We start from the raw sequence: 15,780 nt of genomic DNA, 5'->3' as shown, positions 1-15,780 counted from the left end.
ATGCCCGGCGCGGCAGCGGCGGTCGAGTGGTCGGTGTGGAGCACGACCGCCCGGCTCGTGGTGACCGAGCCCGGCGCACTGGCCGCCGCCCGGGAGATCGTCGTGGACCATCTCGCGGCCGTTGACGAGGTCGCCAGTCGTTTCCGGGCCGATGCGGAGATCAACCAGCTCGATCACGCCGATGGGACGCCGCAACGGATCAGCCCGCTACTGGCAGACCTCGTCGGTGCGGCGCTCCTCGCGGCCCGGCGCACCGACGGGGACGTAGACCCGACCGTCGGCGGACCGCTCGCCGCTCTCGGCTACGACCGGGACATCACGTTGCTGCCGTCGGACGGTCCGCGGCTGCGGGTGGTGCACCGGCCGGCGCCGGGCTGGCAGCGGATCCGGCTGACCGGGAACACACTGACGCTGCCGGACGACGCGCGGCTCGACCTCGGAGCGACGGCGAAGGCGCAGGCCGCCGACCGCTGCGCCGCTCTGGTCGCCGAACGGCTCGACACCGGCGTGCTGGTCAGCCTCGGCGGGGATGTCGCCACCGCCGGGAACGCGCCGGAGGGCGGCTGGCGCATTCGGGTCCAGGACCGCCCGGGCGAGCCCGCCTGCACCATCACCCTGGCCGCCGGGAGCGCGGTCGCGACGTCCAGCACCCTCGGGCGGCGGTGGCGGCGCGGCGGGCGGCTCCTGCACCACATCCTGGATCCGCGCACCTGCCAGCCCGCGCCGGTGGTCTGGCGGACCGCCACCGTGGCGGCCGCGAGCTGCCTCGACGCGAACACGGCGAGCACCGCCGCGATCGTCCGTGGTTCCGCGGCGGTGGGCTGGCTGCGCCGGCTCGGGATGCCGGCACGGCTCGTCGCCACGGACGGCTCGATCGTCACGACCGCTGGCTGGCCCGCCCCGAGCCGGGCCAAGGTGGCCGGAGCCGGAGTGGCCGGAGCCGGAGTGGCCGGGGTCCGGGTAGACCGGGCCGAGACGGCTCCGCCCGCCGAGGATGGAACCCGAGTCACGTCCGCTGGATCGGCGACACGGCCGAGAGGTTCCGGCCGATGAGCACCGAAGCCCTCTGGTACGCCGCCCGGGGCACGGGCACCACGTGCCTGCTGCTGCTCACCCTGACGGTCGTCCTCGGCATCGTGGCCCGCTCGGGTCGCGGCCTCGCGGGTCTGCCCGGTTTCGCGATCGGCGCCGTGCACCGCGGCGCGAGCCTGCTCGCGGTCGTGCTCCTCGCCATGCACATCGGCACGCTGCTGCTCGACCCGTACGCGAAGCTCGGCATTGCGGATGTGGTCCTGCCGTTCGGCGCCGGCTACCGACCGCTGTGGGTCGGGCTCGGCACCGTCGCCGCCGACCTTCTCATCGCCGTGGTCGTGACCAGTCTGCTCCGCCGGCGCCTCGGCGTGCGCGCCTGGCGGGCAGTGCACTGGGCCGCCTACGGCGCCTGGCCACTCGCCCTCTCGCACGGCCTGGGCTCGGGCACCGACGCCGGCACGCCGTGGCTGCGAGCCGTCGCGATGGCCTGCGCGCTCGCCGTCGCCGGATCCGCGGCCTGGCGCTGCTCCCCCTCCTTCAGGATCCTCCCCCGCCCACACCGGCCCCCCAGCCCGCGACACCAACCGGCGGCGCCCACAACCATGACCCCCAGATCGGAGCAGACATGACCATCCGCGCTGCCACCGGAGCGGCCCAACCGTCCATCCCCACCGGCACCAGCATCGCCACCGGCACCAGCGACGNCGGCCGCGCCGGCTCCCCTGAGGCCCAGCCCGGGTGGGGGCGCGAGCCCTGGCCCGCGGCCATGCACGCGGTACGGCCCGCGGCCGGCGCGGGCGGCCTCCCCGCGCATCACGTCCCGGCCGGACGGCTGCTGACCGCAGCCGCGTCCGACCTCGCCGCGCACGACCGACAGTGTGGACCGCTGCCCTGGCGCGGCGGACCCGGGCGGTTACTTCCGGAGATCCACGACTCCGGGCTGACCGGGCGGGGCGGCGCGGCCTTCCCCACCTGGCGGAAACTCGCCGCGAGCGCCGAGGGCACCTGCCTCGACGGCAGCCACTCCGGCAGCGCGCACCGGGGCAGCACGCACCGGGGCAGCCAGCACCGGAACGCCGGGCACCGAGCCGACCGGTACCGCAGCAGCGCGCACCCCGTGGTCGTCGCCAACGCCGCCGAAGGGGAACCCGAGAGCGCCAAGGACGTCACCCTGCTCACCGTGGCGCCCCACCTCGTCCTCGACGGCCTGCAGCTCGCCGCGGAGGCGGTCGGGGCCGATGACGCCTTCGTCTATCTCAAACCCGGTCCGGCGGTCACGGCGGTCCGGCGGGCGCTGGCCCAACGGCGGGCCGCGGGCTGGGACCGGTTCACCGTCCAGATCCGGGAGGCGCCGGAGACCTTCGTCGCCGGGGAGGCATCGGCCGTCATCGCAGCGCTGGAGGGAGGGGCGGCCCGGCCGCGCGCGCACTGGCAACCGCTCGCCGAGGCCGGTTTCCACGGCCGTCCNACCCTGGTGCAGAACGCCGAGACACTCGCGCACCTCGCGTTGATCGCCCGGTGGGGAGCCAGCTGGTTCCGCTCGGTCGGGACCGCCGAGGAACCGGGCACGTTCCTGGCCACCGTGACGGGAGCGGTCGCCGCGCCCGGTGTCGTCGAGGTGCCGTTCGGCACCCCGCTCGGCACTCTCGCGCAGCTCGCGGGCGGCTTCACCGAGCAGGTCGGGGCCTTCCGGGTCGGCGGTTACAGCGGTGCGTGGCTGCCCGGCGGCCCGGGAGCGACGATCGCGATGTCCCGGGCGGCGCTGGCGCCGTGGGGNGCCGCACCGGGCACCGGAGTGGTCGCCGTCCTCCCGGCCCGGGGCTGTGGGCTCGTCGAGACCGCGCGCATCGTCGGGTACCTGGCCGCGCAGAACGCTGGCCAGTGCGGGCCATGCGTCAGCGGGCTGCCCCAGCTTGCGGACGCCGTGGCCGGGATGGCCCGAACGGATGGCGGGTCCGGCGGCCCGGTGCAGGGGGCTGGCGATCCGGGACAGTCCGCCATCCGGGCGCTGCGCCTCGCCGCCCTGGTCGCCGGTCGCGGCGCGTGCCACCACCCGGACGGCGCGGCCCGCCTCGTGCACAGTGCGCTGCGCACGTTCGTCGACGATATCCGGGCGCACGCCGAGGGCCGCTGCCTCGGCTCGGCGTGCGCATCCTGACCACACCCATCCCGACCAGGCAACGTCGACGAAGAATCCACAGGGGAGACAGATGCCATGAACACCACAGATGCCATGAACACCACAAACGCCGGCGCGGCAGCCGGCCCGGCCCGGCTGTGGATCGACTGGACGGCGTGTGACGGCCGCGGCTGGTGTGTCGAGCTGCTACCCGAGCTGCTGACCCGCGATCCAGCGGGTTATCCGCTGGCTCGCGGGACGACCGGACAGTCGACCCGAAAAATCACCGTCTCCACGGAGCTGATCGAGCATGCTCGTCGGGCGGCGGATGCCTGTCCCCGGCTCGCGCTACACCTGCTCGCCGGCCAGGAACAGGGGTAGCCGGGCCCGGCGGCCGATGTCCGCTGTCTCGCTCGCTACGCTACCGCCGCATTACCACTTTGCTAAAGCCGCGCTACCGCTACCTGCCTGGGTAGCTGGCGGCCGCGAGGGCGAGGATCTCCTCACGGTCCTCGGCGAGCAGGAATCCGGTCGCGATCGCGTCGTCGGTGGCCCGGGTAAAAGCGGCGCGATAGTCCGCGGCGCCGGCGGGGTAACGGGCGGCGAGTGTGGCGGAATCCAGCGGCCGGGNGGAGCCGAAGATGGCGGAGGCGTCGGTGGGGTTCTGCCCCAGGCCGGACAGGACGGCGATGGGAACGTCGACCCAGGGAGTGCGCACGCCACCACGGGCGATGCCGTCCGCATCACGGAGAAGTACCGCTGGATCCGTCGCGGCGGTTAGCAGGTGGGGCGCGGACGGGGGCGCGACACCATAACGGATCCAGTCGTCCAGCGCGGCAATCGCGGCCTGGGCGACATAGTGCTGCTGCGGTCCGCTGTTGATCGCGGCGGTGAACGGGACGCCGAAAGGGGCGGCGCTGGGCACCAGAAGGCGTACCAGCTCCGCGGCAGGCAGCGCACCGTCGTCCCGGAAACCAGCCTTGAGCGTGTAGGTGTCGACGTGCGCCGCACCGGCGATCTCCCAGAGCCGAAACCGGTCGCTATCGGGTTGGCGGGCGCCCACGGCGCCAAGCACGCCGACGACGTCGGTCTCGCTCTGCACGACCATCACGGGCACCGCGACGTCCGTGCGCAGCCGGACATCCCCGGCCAGGGTCGGGCCGCCCCGACCGTCGAGGGACGCCGTGGTCCCCGGGCGGCCCTGGATCAGGTAACCGTCGAAACCGCCATGGCCACCGCCGGCGGCACGGCTCCTATCGCGGTCACCGCCGTCACCGTCCCGCGCCGCGATGGTGTTTACATAGGTCACCAGAAAGAACGCCGCCTGGGATGCGCCCACGGCGATCATCCGCGCCGGACGAAGGTGATCGAGGAGACCGCGACGCACGGTTTCCCCGGCCTGACGGAAGATGTCGAAGCTGTACGCGTCACCGGGATGGGACAGAATCGCGTAACGGGTGGGATCGGCGCTCTTAAGCGACGGCACGATCGGCCACCAACCGGTGCCGCGTTGCTCCCCGGCACCATCTTCGCCCGCATCGCCGCCGTCCGCAATACCGCCGTCCGCAACGGCCCTCGCTTCGACACCGGNCCCTTCGGCGGTGTCGATCCCATCGATGCCGATGCGTTGCGCCGACACCCCCACCCAGGCGAAACCGGCGCGGAGCAGATGCCGATGCGTCGTGAGCCATGCGGNGGCGGCGTCCATTCCGGCAGAGACGTTCAACCATTCCACGACGGCCGTGCCGTTGAAGGCGGTCGGGTCGGCAGGCCGGTAGACGATGAGACGGGTCCGAAACGGCGCCTGACCGGCGACCACCACGTCCCATCTGCCATCAGAGGTGATCGGACCCGTCGCGGCATAGGAGTCGGCGGTTCCGCTCACGAAGAACTCCTCCGCCAGATAGCCGATGGAGGCCAGATCGAAAGACGTCGAGATCAGGCTCGCCTGGCCGGCGATCGGCCCGTCGACTCGCACCGACGCCATCTCCATCAGCTCCATCGATTCGGTTCCTCTCGCGCTCGCCGCACGGATCCACGATCCATCGTGCCGCACGCGAGCGCATCGAACCGATGGCCGCCGTTGCTCAGATGTCATATTCCGGGGACTTTTGACCCGTGACCGGGACATAAATCACGATCCGATGGTCAGGAGCCTCGTGGTCCGCGCGGGCCTCGATGAGGCCGCGTGGAGAGGTGCCACCTCCGAGCCGGTGTGCGGTTTCACTCCGCGGGACGCGCCTGGCATGCCGCGACCACACCGCACATCGAGAATGGGTACGGGTACGGCGCCATCGGGCCACTCGTTGGACCACCCGTTGGACCACCCGTCGGACCACTTTGCCCCGGCCGTGCGGCCCGCTCGTCCCTCGACGGCGGGCCGCACGTGCGCGGATGCGGCTCAGTGGCCGTGCGCAACGGCGCGGCGCAGGACCACCCGGTCGAACTCCTGACCATGCTCGTCCAGGCCCCGGATGGTCAGGGTGGAGTACCCGCCGGGCCGGCCCGGATCGGACTCGGCAGCCACGAAGGCGTAGTCGTCGAAACGGGTCCGCGACCAGTTGATGGACTCCGGTGCCTTCGTCCCGTCGGCCTGCCAGACATAGCTGTTCGGCACAACGTTCGAGCCCGGTACGATTTTTCCTCGGTAGGACTCCGGCTCACCGGTCTGGAACTGGTAGCGGGGCCGTCCCGCGCTGCCCGCGACGATGTAGGTGGTGCCGTCCTTCGCGGGTTCGATCGTCGAGCCGTCGGGCGCCTCGCGGGTCGGTGCGTTCGCGCGGATCGGGTCGGTGCGCTCGTACAGGTGGTTGTGACCCTGCAGCACGAGGTCGACCTGGTAACAGTCGAACAACGGCGCCCAGGCGCCGCGGACGCCGCCGTCGCTGGCGTGCTGCGCGGTCGTCGAATAGGCGCAGTGGTGGAAGAAACAGACGATGAAATCGATATCCGGGTCGTTCCGGTAGCCCTTCAGCGTGCTCTCGACCCAGGACGTCTGCGCACCGTTCGAATATCCGGTGTTCGCCTTGATCTCATAACTGAGGTCGTTGGCGTCCAGCGAGAGCACGGCCACGTTGCCGTGGACGAAGGAGTACACGCTCGGGCAGCCCTGAGGCCCCCCGCCTGGCAGGTCCAGGCGGGCGAGGTGGCCGCCGTAGCCGTGCGGGGAGTAGAGCGCCTCCATGTCATGGTTGCCGGTGGCGAACATCCACGGCGTGCGGGCACTGCTGACCTCGATGTCGGCCAGGTAGACGTCCCAGACGGTCGGGTCATAATTGTCGAAACCGGTAGGAGATACGCCGGCGGCCGTCCGCTTGGGCGGCCTTCCCTGACCCGATGGGTCCGCGTAGCTGATGTCCCCGGCGAGCAGGTGGAACACCGGGTCCTGGCGGGCGATGGCCGCGGTGACAGCCGACGCGTGGGCGACCATCGGGGCGTTGTCGGCCTTGTAGTAATTGTCATCGAACACACCTTTCGGATCGCCCGGCGGGGTGGTGTTCGAACCGTGGTCGCCCATCATCGTGAACCGGAACGGGCCGCCATGGCGTCCCTTCCGGTGTCCGGTGCGGACCGCCTGCACGGGGGTGGCTTCCCCACCGGGAATCCGGAAACGGTAGTAGTATTCCCGGCCCGGCGTCAGATTGTCGAACGCCGCGTGCACGTAGTACTGTTCGACGGCGAGAATCGAGCCGTCGGCCTGGGGGACCTGGGACAGCAGCGGTCGGATCTCCGCCTCGACCGTGCCGCCGAGACCGCGTCCCGGCCCGATATCGACCAGAACCTTGCCGCGGCCCGGGTTACGCGACAACTGCGCCGCCAGCCGAAGCTGCCGGGACGGATCGGCGCCGAAGGCGGTGTGCCTGCCGCCCACGAGCAGGGGACTGTCGTTCGTGGCGGCGTAGGCGGCCCGGCCGAACGGCGTGCCGAACAGGCTCGCCGCGCCGGCACCAGCCAGACCGCCGAGCAGAATCCCGCGTCGGCTGACCGGCCGCCGCCGGAGAAAGGTCTGGAGCCATTCGTACTGCTCGGCGATTGTCATGTCCTCGGCCATACCGGCCGGAACACCCGACGCCACCACTTCGCTGGGAGGACTCACAGGCATACCGCTGAAAGTAGGCCCGTCGCCTGTCGAATATTGCAAATACACGGTGGCGAACCACCGAAATATTTGTAAACATCGCGGGAGGACTTCCCTGGCCCTGGCGGAGTCAGCCTGCTGACGGGCATCAGCCTGCTCTATGATCATCCTGTTCCTGATTCCTGCCGGCAGCCGTGCCCAGTGCGCGGGTACGGCCCATGGTTGGGCCGTACCCGCTCGGGCATCCGCCAGGTATTCCCGAACGGGTATCTCCCGCGGGTGGCTCCGGCTGGCGTTTCCGTCAGCCGGAGCCACCCGCACGCAGGGCGCACTCAGCGCCGCTCAGCCGGCATCGTTCAGCCGGCATCGTTCAGCCGGCATCGTTCAGCCGGCATCGTTCAGCCGGCATCGTTCAGCCGGCGCCGAAGAGCCCCTGCGCGAGAAAGCCGCCCGCGGGCGCCGCGGGCGGGACGGCGAACAGGGCACTGGAGGTGTGCCGGATGAAGGTGTTCAATGCGTCGCCGGCCGCGAGGGTCCGCTGCACCGCGACGAACGCCGTACGCGGGTCGGCCTGGTAGGCCGCGAAGAACAGGCCGGCGTCCGGCTCGCCGGCTGAGTCCAGGCCGTCGTCATAGGAGTAGCCGCGACGAAGCATGGCGATCCCACCGTGGAACGACGGGTGGGACAGCCGGACATGGGCGTTGCCGGCGATCGCGAGACTGCCGTCGGCGGCGCGGGCAGTGAAGTCCGGCTGGATGGTCTCAGCGCCGCCCTGCCCCACCGGCGGTGCCGAGAGCGCGGTACCGTCGGACTTACGGCGGCCGATGACCGCGCTCTGAGCCGTCTCGTCCAGCCGCGCCCAGGCATCGAGCAGCATGCGGATACGCCGGCAGACCAGGTAGGACCCGTCCCGCATCCATTCCGGCCCGCTGGACACCCACACCGCCCGGTCGAACCGCGGCGTGCCCGGTCCCGGGTTGTCCGTGCCGTCGATCTGCCCCATCAGGTTGCGTGGGGTGGACCCGGGGTTGAACGCGGCCGCCGCGGAACGAAGGAATCCCCGCTGGATCCAGCGGGGCCTGGCATCCTGAGCGGCGAGACGACGCATCTGCCGGGAAGCCGAGACCGCGACCATCGGATCCTCGGCGCAGNCCTGCACGCCGAGANCCCCGCCACTGCGCGCCAGATCGAGCTGGTCACCGGGCATCGCGGGAATGTCCGCGAACTCCGCGGGTATCTGCGCGTCGAGACCGGCGCGGCGCAGCGCGGNCGCGCCGAGCCCGATGGTGATCGTCAGCCCCGCCGGTCCGAGTCCCTGGGTGTCCCGCTCAGCGCCGTCGAGCGGCTCGCCTCGCATCAGCACCGCGGCGGCGGCCGTCCAGGTGCGCAGCACCGCGGCGAGGGATGTGCGGACCGCGGCCGGGCCGGACGTCGTCAGGTCGTAGGCGGTGAAGACGAGCTGCGCGGGAGGGCGGTCGGCGATTCCGGGCTGGTGACGGCCGTCGCCCACCNCCCCGGCCAGCGCCTCACGACGGACCGCGGCGACGCGGTCCGTCCCGCCCGACTGGTCCTCCTGGGGACGTTCCGCGGCAACGGCGACACCGCCGTCGAGGGCCATGACTCCCCCGAGGCCTCCCCCGATCGCGACACCACCGCCGAAGCCGAGCAGCCCGGCGCCCCGCAGCACCCTGCGGCGGTGGGGACCGATCGGGCGGTTCTCCCGGACCGCATCCGTCGCATCGGCGACATCCGTTACATCGGCAGCGTCCACAATGTCCGACACGCCCGCCCTACCGGCTCTATTGGACATACCAGTTTCAGCCATACCGGTTCCATCCGTCCTGTCGCTCACGGGATCCATACCGGCGCCGCGGTGAGATCCGACATCATCCTCGGGCCGGCAATCCTCGGGCCGACGTCAGGGCGGCGATTGTCACCGGAGGACACCCGGGTGAGCCGTCCGGTGAGGTGTTCGCATGGATCATAGGGCAGTTCCGCGATGTCCGTGAGGTGCATGTCCCGCATAGTGACTGTCGAACCGCACTCAGCGCCGCCCATCCCGGGCCTAGAGACGTCGTGTCGTCGAACGTTTACACATAGATACAGAATGAAGCGGAAATGCCGAACGGCCTGCCAACGGGCGACACGAGGAACCGATCAGCGTGCGGGAACGACGACGTCACCGACGCGCGGGACCATGCCCGGCCCGGCGGATCTCACCGGTCGCAGAGGTTCGGGTCGCTGCCCCAGCCACGCAGCACGTTCTTCTNGATCTTTCCGGTGGAAATCTTCGGCAGCTCACGGAAGATGATCTGCCGTGGAGGGCGCCGTCAACCACCGCGGGGCGCTCGGCGAACGCCCCAGCCGACCTTGACTAACCCTCCGCGCTTCTCCGGGCGACGGGTTCGCCCCGGCGACGGGCCAAGCCCCACCGTGCACTCGAGTTCAGTCCGCGCAGCGCCCTGCGCACGGCCGGGTGCTGGCTGACACGGTGCACCGGGTAGCGCCACGGCGGCTGTTCGCCCTGGCGCGACGCCATCGAGTAGGCGAACGACACCGGATCCTGATCGAGGTATGGGTCCACCCGTTCGAACCAGGCCATGCTCGTCCGCGCCGCCGCCTGCAGAGGNCCCAGGGCCGCCCGGCCCCGCCGGTCGAAATCTCGCAGCGCGGCCGGCAGATCGCCGCCGCTGTCGTACATGCTCTGCGCGAGCGCGACCGCATCGACGATCGCGAGCGCCGTGCCCGACCCGAAGGCGAAGTGCGTGGTGTGGGCGGCGTCACCGATCAACACGACGTTGTCGTGGTACCAGCTCCGATTGGTGACATCGGCGAAGCGCAGCCACCGCGCCGCCCGGCCGCGGCACTGGCTGATCAGCGGATGGCCGTCCAACGGACCAGAGAAGATCTTTTCCAGCATCCGCGGCGCGTCCTCAGCGCTCAGGAGATCAAGGCCGAGTCCCTTCCACGTCCGCTGGGAGCATTCCACGATGCAGGTGCTGACGCCGACGCTGGACGGATAGGCGTGGAACCAGATCCATCCCGCGGAGGTCCGTTCGAAGGCGAAGGTGAAGCTGTCGAAGCGCTTGTCGGTGCCGAGCCAGATGTACGGGTTACCGCCGATCTCGACCTTGGTACCGAAATCGTCCTGGGCCAGCTGGCGCACCCGGCTGTTCGCGCCGTCGGACGCCACGACGAGATCGGCGTCGGCATACGGGCGCAGGTCGTCCACCTCGTGCCGGTACTCCACCTCGACGCCGAGATCGGTAGCCCGCCGGGCGAGGATTTCGAGCAGCGCGGCCCGCTGCAGGCTGAAGCCGTAGCCGGTGAGATATGCCGCCGACGATCCGCCCAGACTGATCCGCTGTTCCTGCCAGAGAGTGGACGCAGCCCGCAGGGCACGAGCGCTGCCTGGGTCGTTGCGGAAAAGGACGTCCAGAAGGTTATCCCAGTACACGACCCCCCAGCCGTAGGTCGCCCCGGGCGGGTCGCGTTCGAGGACTATGATCTCCTGGCTGGCGTCACGGCGTTTCGCCGAGATAGCGAAGTAAAGTCCTGCCGGTCCGCCCCCCACACAGACGATCCTCACCGCAGGTGCCTCCTCTGTGTTCCTCCTCGGCGTGACCCGGACGGCGGGTGGCAACGACCGTTCGCCGGCTCGTCACCACCGTCGCCCCGGAGAGGAGCACCGCCAGCGGATGTCGTGGTGCCCACTTGTCGGGTTGCCCGGTTTCCCCGCATTGTCGGGTTACCCCGCGTTGTCGGGTTTCCCGGTTTCCCCGCATTGTCGGATTTCCCGATTGTCGGGTTGACCGATCGTCAGATTGCTGGTCGGGTTGCTGGATTGTCGGGAGCCGGGATCACCAGCCACCCCAACGACCCCAGCCACCCCAACGACCCCAGCCACCCCAACGACCCCAGCCACCCCAGTGGCCCCAGCCGCCCCAGTGGCCCCAGCCCCAGCCCCAGCCCCCGAAGAAACCGGTGACCTGCCGGAACGAGCCCTCGGCCCGGAGCGTCGGTGCCTCATATGTTGCTTTCATGCCGGATTCCTCCGTCCGACTTCGACTTATTCGATCCATGTAACTCTCGGCGATCAAGACGACACCGTGGCTGCCGTCGGCGTCCCAGCTCCGACCTCCACTTACCGCCTGTGACCAACCATCTTCGATTCTGCCCCTTTGCTGTCCATTGCTGGTTCATCACTGGTTCGGTGGCACCGGCGGGAGTCGCGGNGGAGACGGGCGCCGATCAAGAAGATCATCGCCGTAGCCGGCCGAAGCCCCGACTCACGGGCCGGCAGCCGTCGCGAAGGTCCCACGCCGCATCGAAGGCGCCCTGCGGGGCCGGACGGGAGCGTTAGGCGACGTCGCGGTCGCGCGCGTCCTCGGGCAGCAGGGTGCGCAGGCCCAGAATGATGTTGGTGATCCCGAACTCGAAATCCTCCGGGACGGTGACGCCGGAAGGCTGCGCCGCCGCGGGGACCGCCGCGGCCGGATCCTCAGCCGGCCGCTCGGTGAGCAGGAAGCCCCGGGTGTATGTCGAGAGCGTGAAGAAAGCGTGCCAGGCCAGCGACGACGGGAATCCGGCATCCCGCAGCCCAGCCAGCAGTTCCGCCGCCCGCGGCCAGGAGGTGATGGTCTCCTGGTAGGTCAGACTACCGATACGACGTGCAATCAGGTCGCATTTCAGGTCGTCGACGGCGAGCAGCGCATAGAAATTTTTGAAGAACTCGCGGAGCACGTCCTCCCAGGCGTCACCGCGGAGGGCAGGCATGCTCTCATAGAAAGAGACGAGTGCTTCCTCGGCCATGGCATCGAGGAGTTCTCGCTTACTCTTGAAATACCAGTAGATGCTGGTGACACCGACGTCGAGATACGCGGCCAGGCGGGGCATGCTCAACTGATCTACCGGCGTGTCCCGACAAAACTCGAAGACGCCCGCCAGAATCCCCGGGGCATTGATGGATCCCCGAGCACGCCGCGACCGGGGGCGCTTCGAGCCCGTGTTCGCCGAGGGGGGCACGCGCTAGCCTCCGCATCGTGGGGATGGCCCGGGAACGGCCCCGCCGCCCAGGACCACACCGAGTATCCTACCGGATGGTTCTCCGGATGGCGTGAGATATCTGCCGCATCCGGCGGGTGCAGTGGTTGGCCCAGGGCCAGACGGCAGGATAGTCCAGACCACCACAAGGCCACCCCGCCGAAGGCCGGCCGGACCGTCCCGCCCGGCACACCACACGCCNCCTCCGGCGCCGTCGCCCCGCCGCAATCCGCGCTCTTACCACCGCCCTCCCCATCACCCCCAACCCACCGACACCCCCCACCCGCCCAAACCGGACACCCACCTCAGTTCCACCCCACACCCACTCCGACCCACGCCGAATCCACCAGCTCAACACCACACACCTACACTGACCGGAACAGTCACTGACCGGAACAGTGCGGCATCGCGACTCCACCCACCAGGCGACCGAAGACCAACACCAGGAGGGTGAAAATGGCCATTCCGCGGCGCCAGGCAATCAGGATCGGCGCTTATCTCCTCAAACAGAAACTCGCCAGACGGGACAAGTTCCCGATCACCCTCGAACTCGAACCCCTGTTCGCATGTAACCTCGCCTGTGAGGGCTGCGGCAAGATCCAACATCCCGCGGACGTGCTGAAACAGCGCATGCCCGTCGAGCAGGCGCTCGCCGCCGTCGACGAGTGCGGCGCCCCCGTGGTGTGCCTGGCAGGCGGCGAACCGCTGATGCACCCGCAGATCGAGGACATCGTGGCAGGCCTGGTGAAACGTAAGAAGTTCATCTACCTGTGCACGAACGCCCTCCTGATCCCACGCAAGATCGACAAGCTGCGTCCGTCACCGTACCTGTCCTTCGCGGTACACATCGACGGCCTCGAGGAACGCCATGACAAGTCCGTGGCCAAGCCGGGCGTGTTCGCCCAGGCCGTGGACAACATCAAAGAGGCGCAGCGCCGCGGCTTCCGCGTCACCACGAACACCACGTTCTTCAACACCGACACCCCTCAGACCGTGATCGAGGTGTTGGACTTCCTCAACAACGACCTCAACGTCGACGGGATGATGCTCTCCCCCGCCTACGCCTACGAGAAAGCCCCCGACCAGGACAGCTTCCTCGGGGTCAAGGAAACCCAGGAACTGTTCCGCAAGGCGTTCGCCGACGGCCGCCGCAAGAACTGGCGGATCAGCCACTCCCCCCTGTTCCTGGACTTCCTCGAAGGCAAGATCGACTTCCCGTGCACGGCCTGGGGCATTCCGTCCTACTCCCTGTACGGCTGGCAGAAGCCGTGCTATCTGATGGGCGACGGCTACGCCAAGACCTACCAGGAACTCCTTGACACCACCGACTGGGAGGCCTACGGACGAGGCCGCGACCCACGCTGCGCGAACTGCATGGCACACTGCGGCTACGAACCGACCGCCCTCGCGGCGACCCTGTCCTCCCTGCGGGAATCCATCCGCGCGGCCCGCTGAGACCGGCCCCCGGACCACCGGCCAGTCCGGGAACACCGGCCAGCCCCGGGAAACGACCTCGGTGCCGGCGTCCACATCCTCCGGGCGGAGGGCGACGGCCGCCGCACCGAGGTCCTCCACCACCAGACACCCGGCTCAGATGTGCCGGGAAGGGCGGCATAAGCGGGATCCGACCCGAAACCGCATTATGATCNAATTATGACCACTGGCGCCCCGACGCTCACCCACCGTCCCCTCGCCGGTCCGACGTCGTGGGCCGCGGCGGCGCCCGTCTCGCCCTCGTAGGGCTCGCGGGTCTTTGTAGGGGTCCCACAACACCTGACCGCCGACATCGGTAGCGACGGAGCTGTCCAGACCGCGCCCCGAGCTGGGAAGGTGACCCGGAGCGAGGATCGGAACCGCCTTTCGGGCGTTCCGCCCTCATCGTGACGGGAAGGGGTAGTTAGTGGTTTACGACAAGATCGTGGTAACGGGTCTCGGTGCGATGACTCCACTCGGCGGCGACCTCGCCGCCACCTGGGACGGGCTGGTCGCGGGTGCCTCGGGTGTCGCGGTGATCGAAGACGAATGGGCGCGGGAGCTGCCGGTCCGACTCGCCGCACAGCTGCCCGTCGACCCCGCGGCAACACTGCCGCGCAAGGACAGCCGCAAGCTCGACCGCGGTGAACAGATGGCGATCGTCACCGCCCGGCAGGCATGGGCGGACGCGGGATCCCCCGAGGTCGCTCCCGAGCGGCTCGCGGTCGTCATCGGCACCGGTTACGGCGGGGNGCAGTCCACCCNGGGCCNGCACCNCATCCTGGAGCAGGCCGGTGCGCGCCGGATGTCCCCTCACACGGTGATCATGCTAATGCCCAACGGCCCGGCGGCGTGGGTGAGCATCGACCTCGGCGCGAAGGCCGGCGCCCGCACCCCGGTCAGCGCCTGCGCGTCCGGCGCCGAGGCGATCGCCACCGGTATGGAGATGATCCAACACGGGCTGGCCGACGTCGTGGTCGCCGGCGGCGTCGAGGCGCCGGTCGACACGCTGCCGCTGGCGGCGTTCGCGCAGATGAAGGCCCTCTCGACCCGGCACGGCGACCCGGCAGCCGCCTCCCGGCCCTTCGACGCCGACCGTGACGGCTTCGTGCTCGGCGAGGGCGCCGGCCTGCTGGTCCTGGAACGGGCCGGGTTCGCCGCCGCCCGCGGCGCCCGCGTGTACGCCGTCGCCGCCGGCGCGGCCACCAACTCCGACGCCCTCGACATCGTCACCGCCGACCCCGCCGGGCAGCGCAGGGCCATCGAGGCCGCACTGGCCGGCGCCGGCCTCACCCCCACCGATATCGACCTCGTACACGCCCACGCCACCTCTACCCCCGNCGGCGACCCCCTGGAGGCCGAGGCGATCACTCAGACAATCGGCACCCATCCGGCGGTCACGGCCACCAAGTCGATGACCGGGCACATGCTCGGCGCCGCCGGCGCGGTGGGCGCCATCGCCACGGTGCTCAGCATCCGCGACGGCGTCATACCCCCGGTGCGCAACCTTGACCGGCTCGACCCGACGATCAAGCTCGACGTCGTGTCCGGACCGGCCCGCCACGAGACCGTCCGCGCCGCCGTGGCCAACGCCTTCGGCTTCGGTGGGCACAACGTCTCCCTGGCATTCACCGCCCCCTGAACCGGCCGCACCGACCCCGCCGGGCGTGGGCGAGGAGGAGGGTGACGTCGTCGTCGTAGCCGTCGTTGCCGTCGTTGCGGTTGAGGAGGGTCAGTAGCCGGTCCGCGGTGGTGGGCAGGTCGGCTGTTTCGGTGAGGATGCGCAGCAGGCGTCGGCAGCCCTCGCCGATGTCGACGGTGGGGGATTCGACGAGGCCGTCGGTGTAGAGGGCGAGGGTGGAGCCGGGGGGGAAGCGGTGGCGGGTTTCGGTGAAGGTCTGTTCGGTGACGCCGAGGATGATCCCGTGGGGGTCGTCGAGGAGGTCGGCGGTGCCGTCGGGGTGGCGCAGGGCGGGGGGGAGGTGGCCGCCGTTGGCCACGGTCAGGGTGCTGGTGGCCGGGTCCTGGATGACGT

The 15,780-nt window shown here is 70.2% G+C and carries 13 protein-coding genes; 6 read left to right on the top strand and 7 right to left on the bottom strand.

The window, feature by feature from the left end:
• The 4 genes from CED_RS17475 to CED_RS17460 all read left to right on the top strand — a co-directional run bounded on the left by CED_RS17475 (position 1) and on the right by CED_RS17460 (position 3,532).
• Complete coding sequence (locus tag CED_RS17475; RefSeq protein ID WP_011436982.1) at positions 1–1,053, top strand: FAD:protein FMN transferase; 1,053 nt, start codon at positions 1–3, stop codon at positions 1,051–1,053.
• Positions 1,050–1,661 carry a ferric reductase-like transmembrane domain-containing protein gene (locus CED_RS17470; protein WP_011436983.1) on the top strand — a complete coding sequence of 204 codons (612 nt, stop codon included), beginning with the start codon at positions 1,050–1,052 and terminating at the stop codon, positions 1,659–1,661. The genes CED_RS17475 and CED_RS17470 overlap by 4 nt, the downstream gene beginning before the upstream one ends.
• Positions 1,658–3,190, top strand: a complete 1,533-nt coding sequence (locus CED_RS17465) for an NADH-ubiquinone oxidoreductase-F iron-sulfur binding region domain-containing protein (protein WP_035912381.1) — start codon at positions 1,658–1,660, stop codon at positions 3,188–3,190. The genes CED_RS17470 and CED_RS17465 overlap by 4 nt, the downstream gene beginning before the upstream one ends.
• Before the next feature lie 57 nt (positions 3,191–3,247).
• A complete protein-coding gene (locus tag CED_RS17460; RefSeq protein WP_011436985.1) occupies positions 3,248–3,532 on the top strand; it encodes a ferredoxin in 285 nt (94 codons plus the stop codon).
• A gap of 79 nt (positions 3,533–3,611) precedes the next feature.
• Here CED_RS17460 and CED_RS17455 read toward each other — a convergent pair whose 3' ends face one another.
• From CED_RS17455 to CED_RS17435, 6 genes are all read right to left on the bottom strand, one after another.
• Positions 3,612–5,153 (bottom strand): alpha/beta hydrolase domain-containing protein, encoded by a 1,542-nt coding sequence (locus CED_RS17455; RefSeq protein ID WP_051868889.1) that lies wholly within the window; start codon positions 5,151–5,153, stop codon positions 3,612–3,614.
• Positions 5,154–5,552: 399 nt separating this feature from the next.
• Entirely contained in the window at positions 5,553–7,253 is a 1,701-nt protein-coding gene (locus CED_RS17450) for a metallophosphoesterase family protein (RefSeq protein ID WP_035734298.1), read from the bottom strand.
• Between the two features lie 388 nt (positions 7,254–7,641).
• Positions 7,642–9,012 (bottom strand): Dyp-type peroxidase, encoded by a 1,371-nt coding sequence (locus CED_RS17445; protein WP_035912378.1) that lies wholly within the window; start codon positions 9,010–9,012, stop codon positions 7,642–7,644.
• Between the two features lie 591 nt (positions 9,013–9,603).
• The gene (locus tag CED_RS17440) at positions 9,604–10,818 is read right to left on the bottom strand and encodes an FAD-dependent monooxygenase (RefSeq protein WP_011436989.1); all 1,215 of its coding nucleotides are present in this window, start codon (positions 10,816–10,818) and stop codon (positions 9,604–9,606) included.
• A 271-nt stretch (positions 10,819–11,089) separates the two neighbouring features.
• The gene (locus tag CED_RS22935; RefSeq protein ID WP_023841952.1) at positions 11,090–11,272 is read right to left on the bottom strand and encodes a keywimysin-related RiPP; all 183 of its coding nucleotides are present in this window, start codon (positions 11,270–11,272) and stop codon (positions 11,090–11,092) included.
• A gap of 316 nt (positions 11,273–11,588) precedes the next feature.
• Complete coding sequence (locus CED_RS17435; protein WP_011436991.1) at positions 11,589–12,254, bottom strand: TetR family transcriptional regulator; 666 nt, start codon at positions 12,252–12,254, stop codon at positions 11,589–11,591.
• A gap of 474 nt (positions 12,255–12,728) precedes the next feature.
• On the opposite strand from CED_RS17435, the gene hpnH reads away from it, so the two are divergent.
• Complete coding sequence (gene hpnH, locus CED_RS17430; RefSeq protein ID WP_011436992.1) at positions 12,729–13,727, top strand: adenosyl-hopene transferase HpnH; 999 nt, start codon at positions 12,729–12,731, stop codon at positions 13,725–13,727.
• Positions 13,728–14,172: 445 nt separating this feature from the next.
• A complete protein-coding gene (locus tag CED_RS17425; RefSeq protein WP_035912376.1) occupies positions 14,173–15,387 on the top strand; it encodes a beta-ketoacyl synthase in 1,215 nt (404 codons plus the stop codon).
• Here CED_RS17425 and CED_RS17420 read toward each other — a convergent pair.
• On the bottom strand, positions 15,374–15,780 hold a 407-nt coding region (locus CED_RS17420), incomplete at its 5' end, for a PP2C family protein-serine/threonine phosphatase (RefSeq protein WP_035912374.1). The genes CED_RS17425 and CED_RS17420 overlap by 14 nt on opposite strands.

The sequence above is a fragment of the Frankia sp. CeD genome (genome assembly GCF_000732115.1).
Lineage (GTDB): Bacteria > Actinomycetota > Actinomycetes > Frankiales > Frankiaceae > Frankia > Frankia casuarinae.
This window is presented reverse-complemented; position numbering and strand designations above follow the sequence as displayed.

Bases quoted from the DNA above. Each gene is read 5' to 3' on its own strand.
- CED_RS17475 (WP_011436982.1), top strand. From the start codon at position 1: ATGCCCGGCGCGGCAGCGGCGGTCGAGTGGTCGGTGTGGAGCACGACC.
- CED_RS17470 (WP_011436983.1), top strand. From the start codon at position 1,050: ATGAGCACCGAAGCCCTCTGGTACGCCGCCCGGGGCACGGGCACCACG.
- CED_RS17460 (WP_011436985.1), top strand. From the start codon at position 3,248: ATGAACACCACAGATGCCATGAACACCACAAACGCCGGCGCGGCAGCC.
- CED_RS17450 (WP_035734298.1), bottom strand. From the start codon at position 7,253: ATGCCTGTGAGTCCTCCCAGCGAAGTGGTGGCGTCGGGTGTTCCGGCC.
- CED_RS22935 (WP_023841952.1), bottom strand. From the start codon at position 11,272: ATGAAAGCAACATATGAGGCACCGACGCTCCGGGCCGAGGGCTCGTTC.
- hpnH (WP_011436992.1), top strand. From the start codon at position 12,729: ATGGCCATTCCGCGGCGCCAGGCAATCAGGATCGGCGCTTATCTCCTC.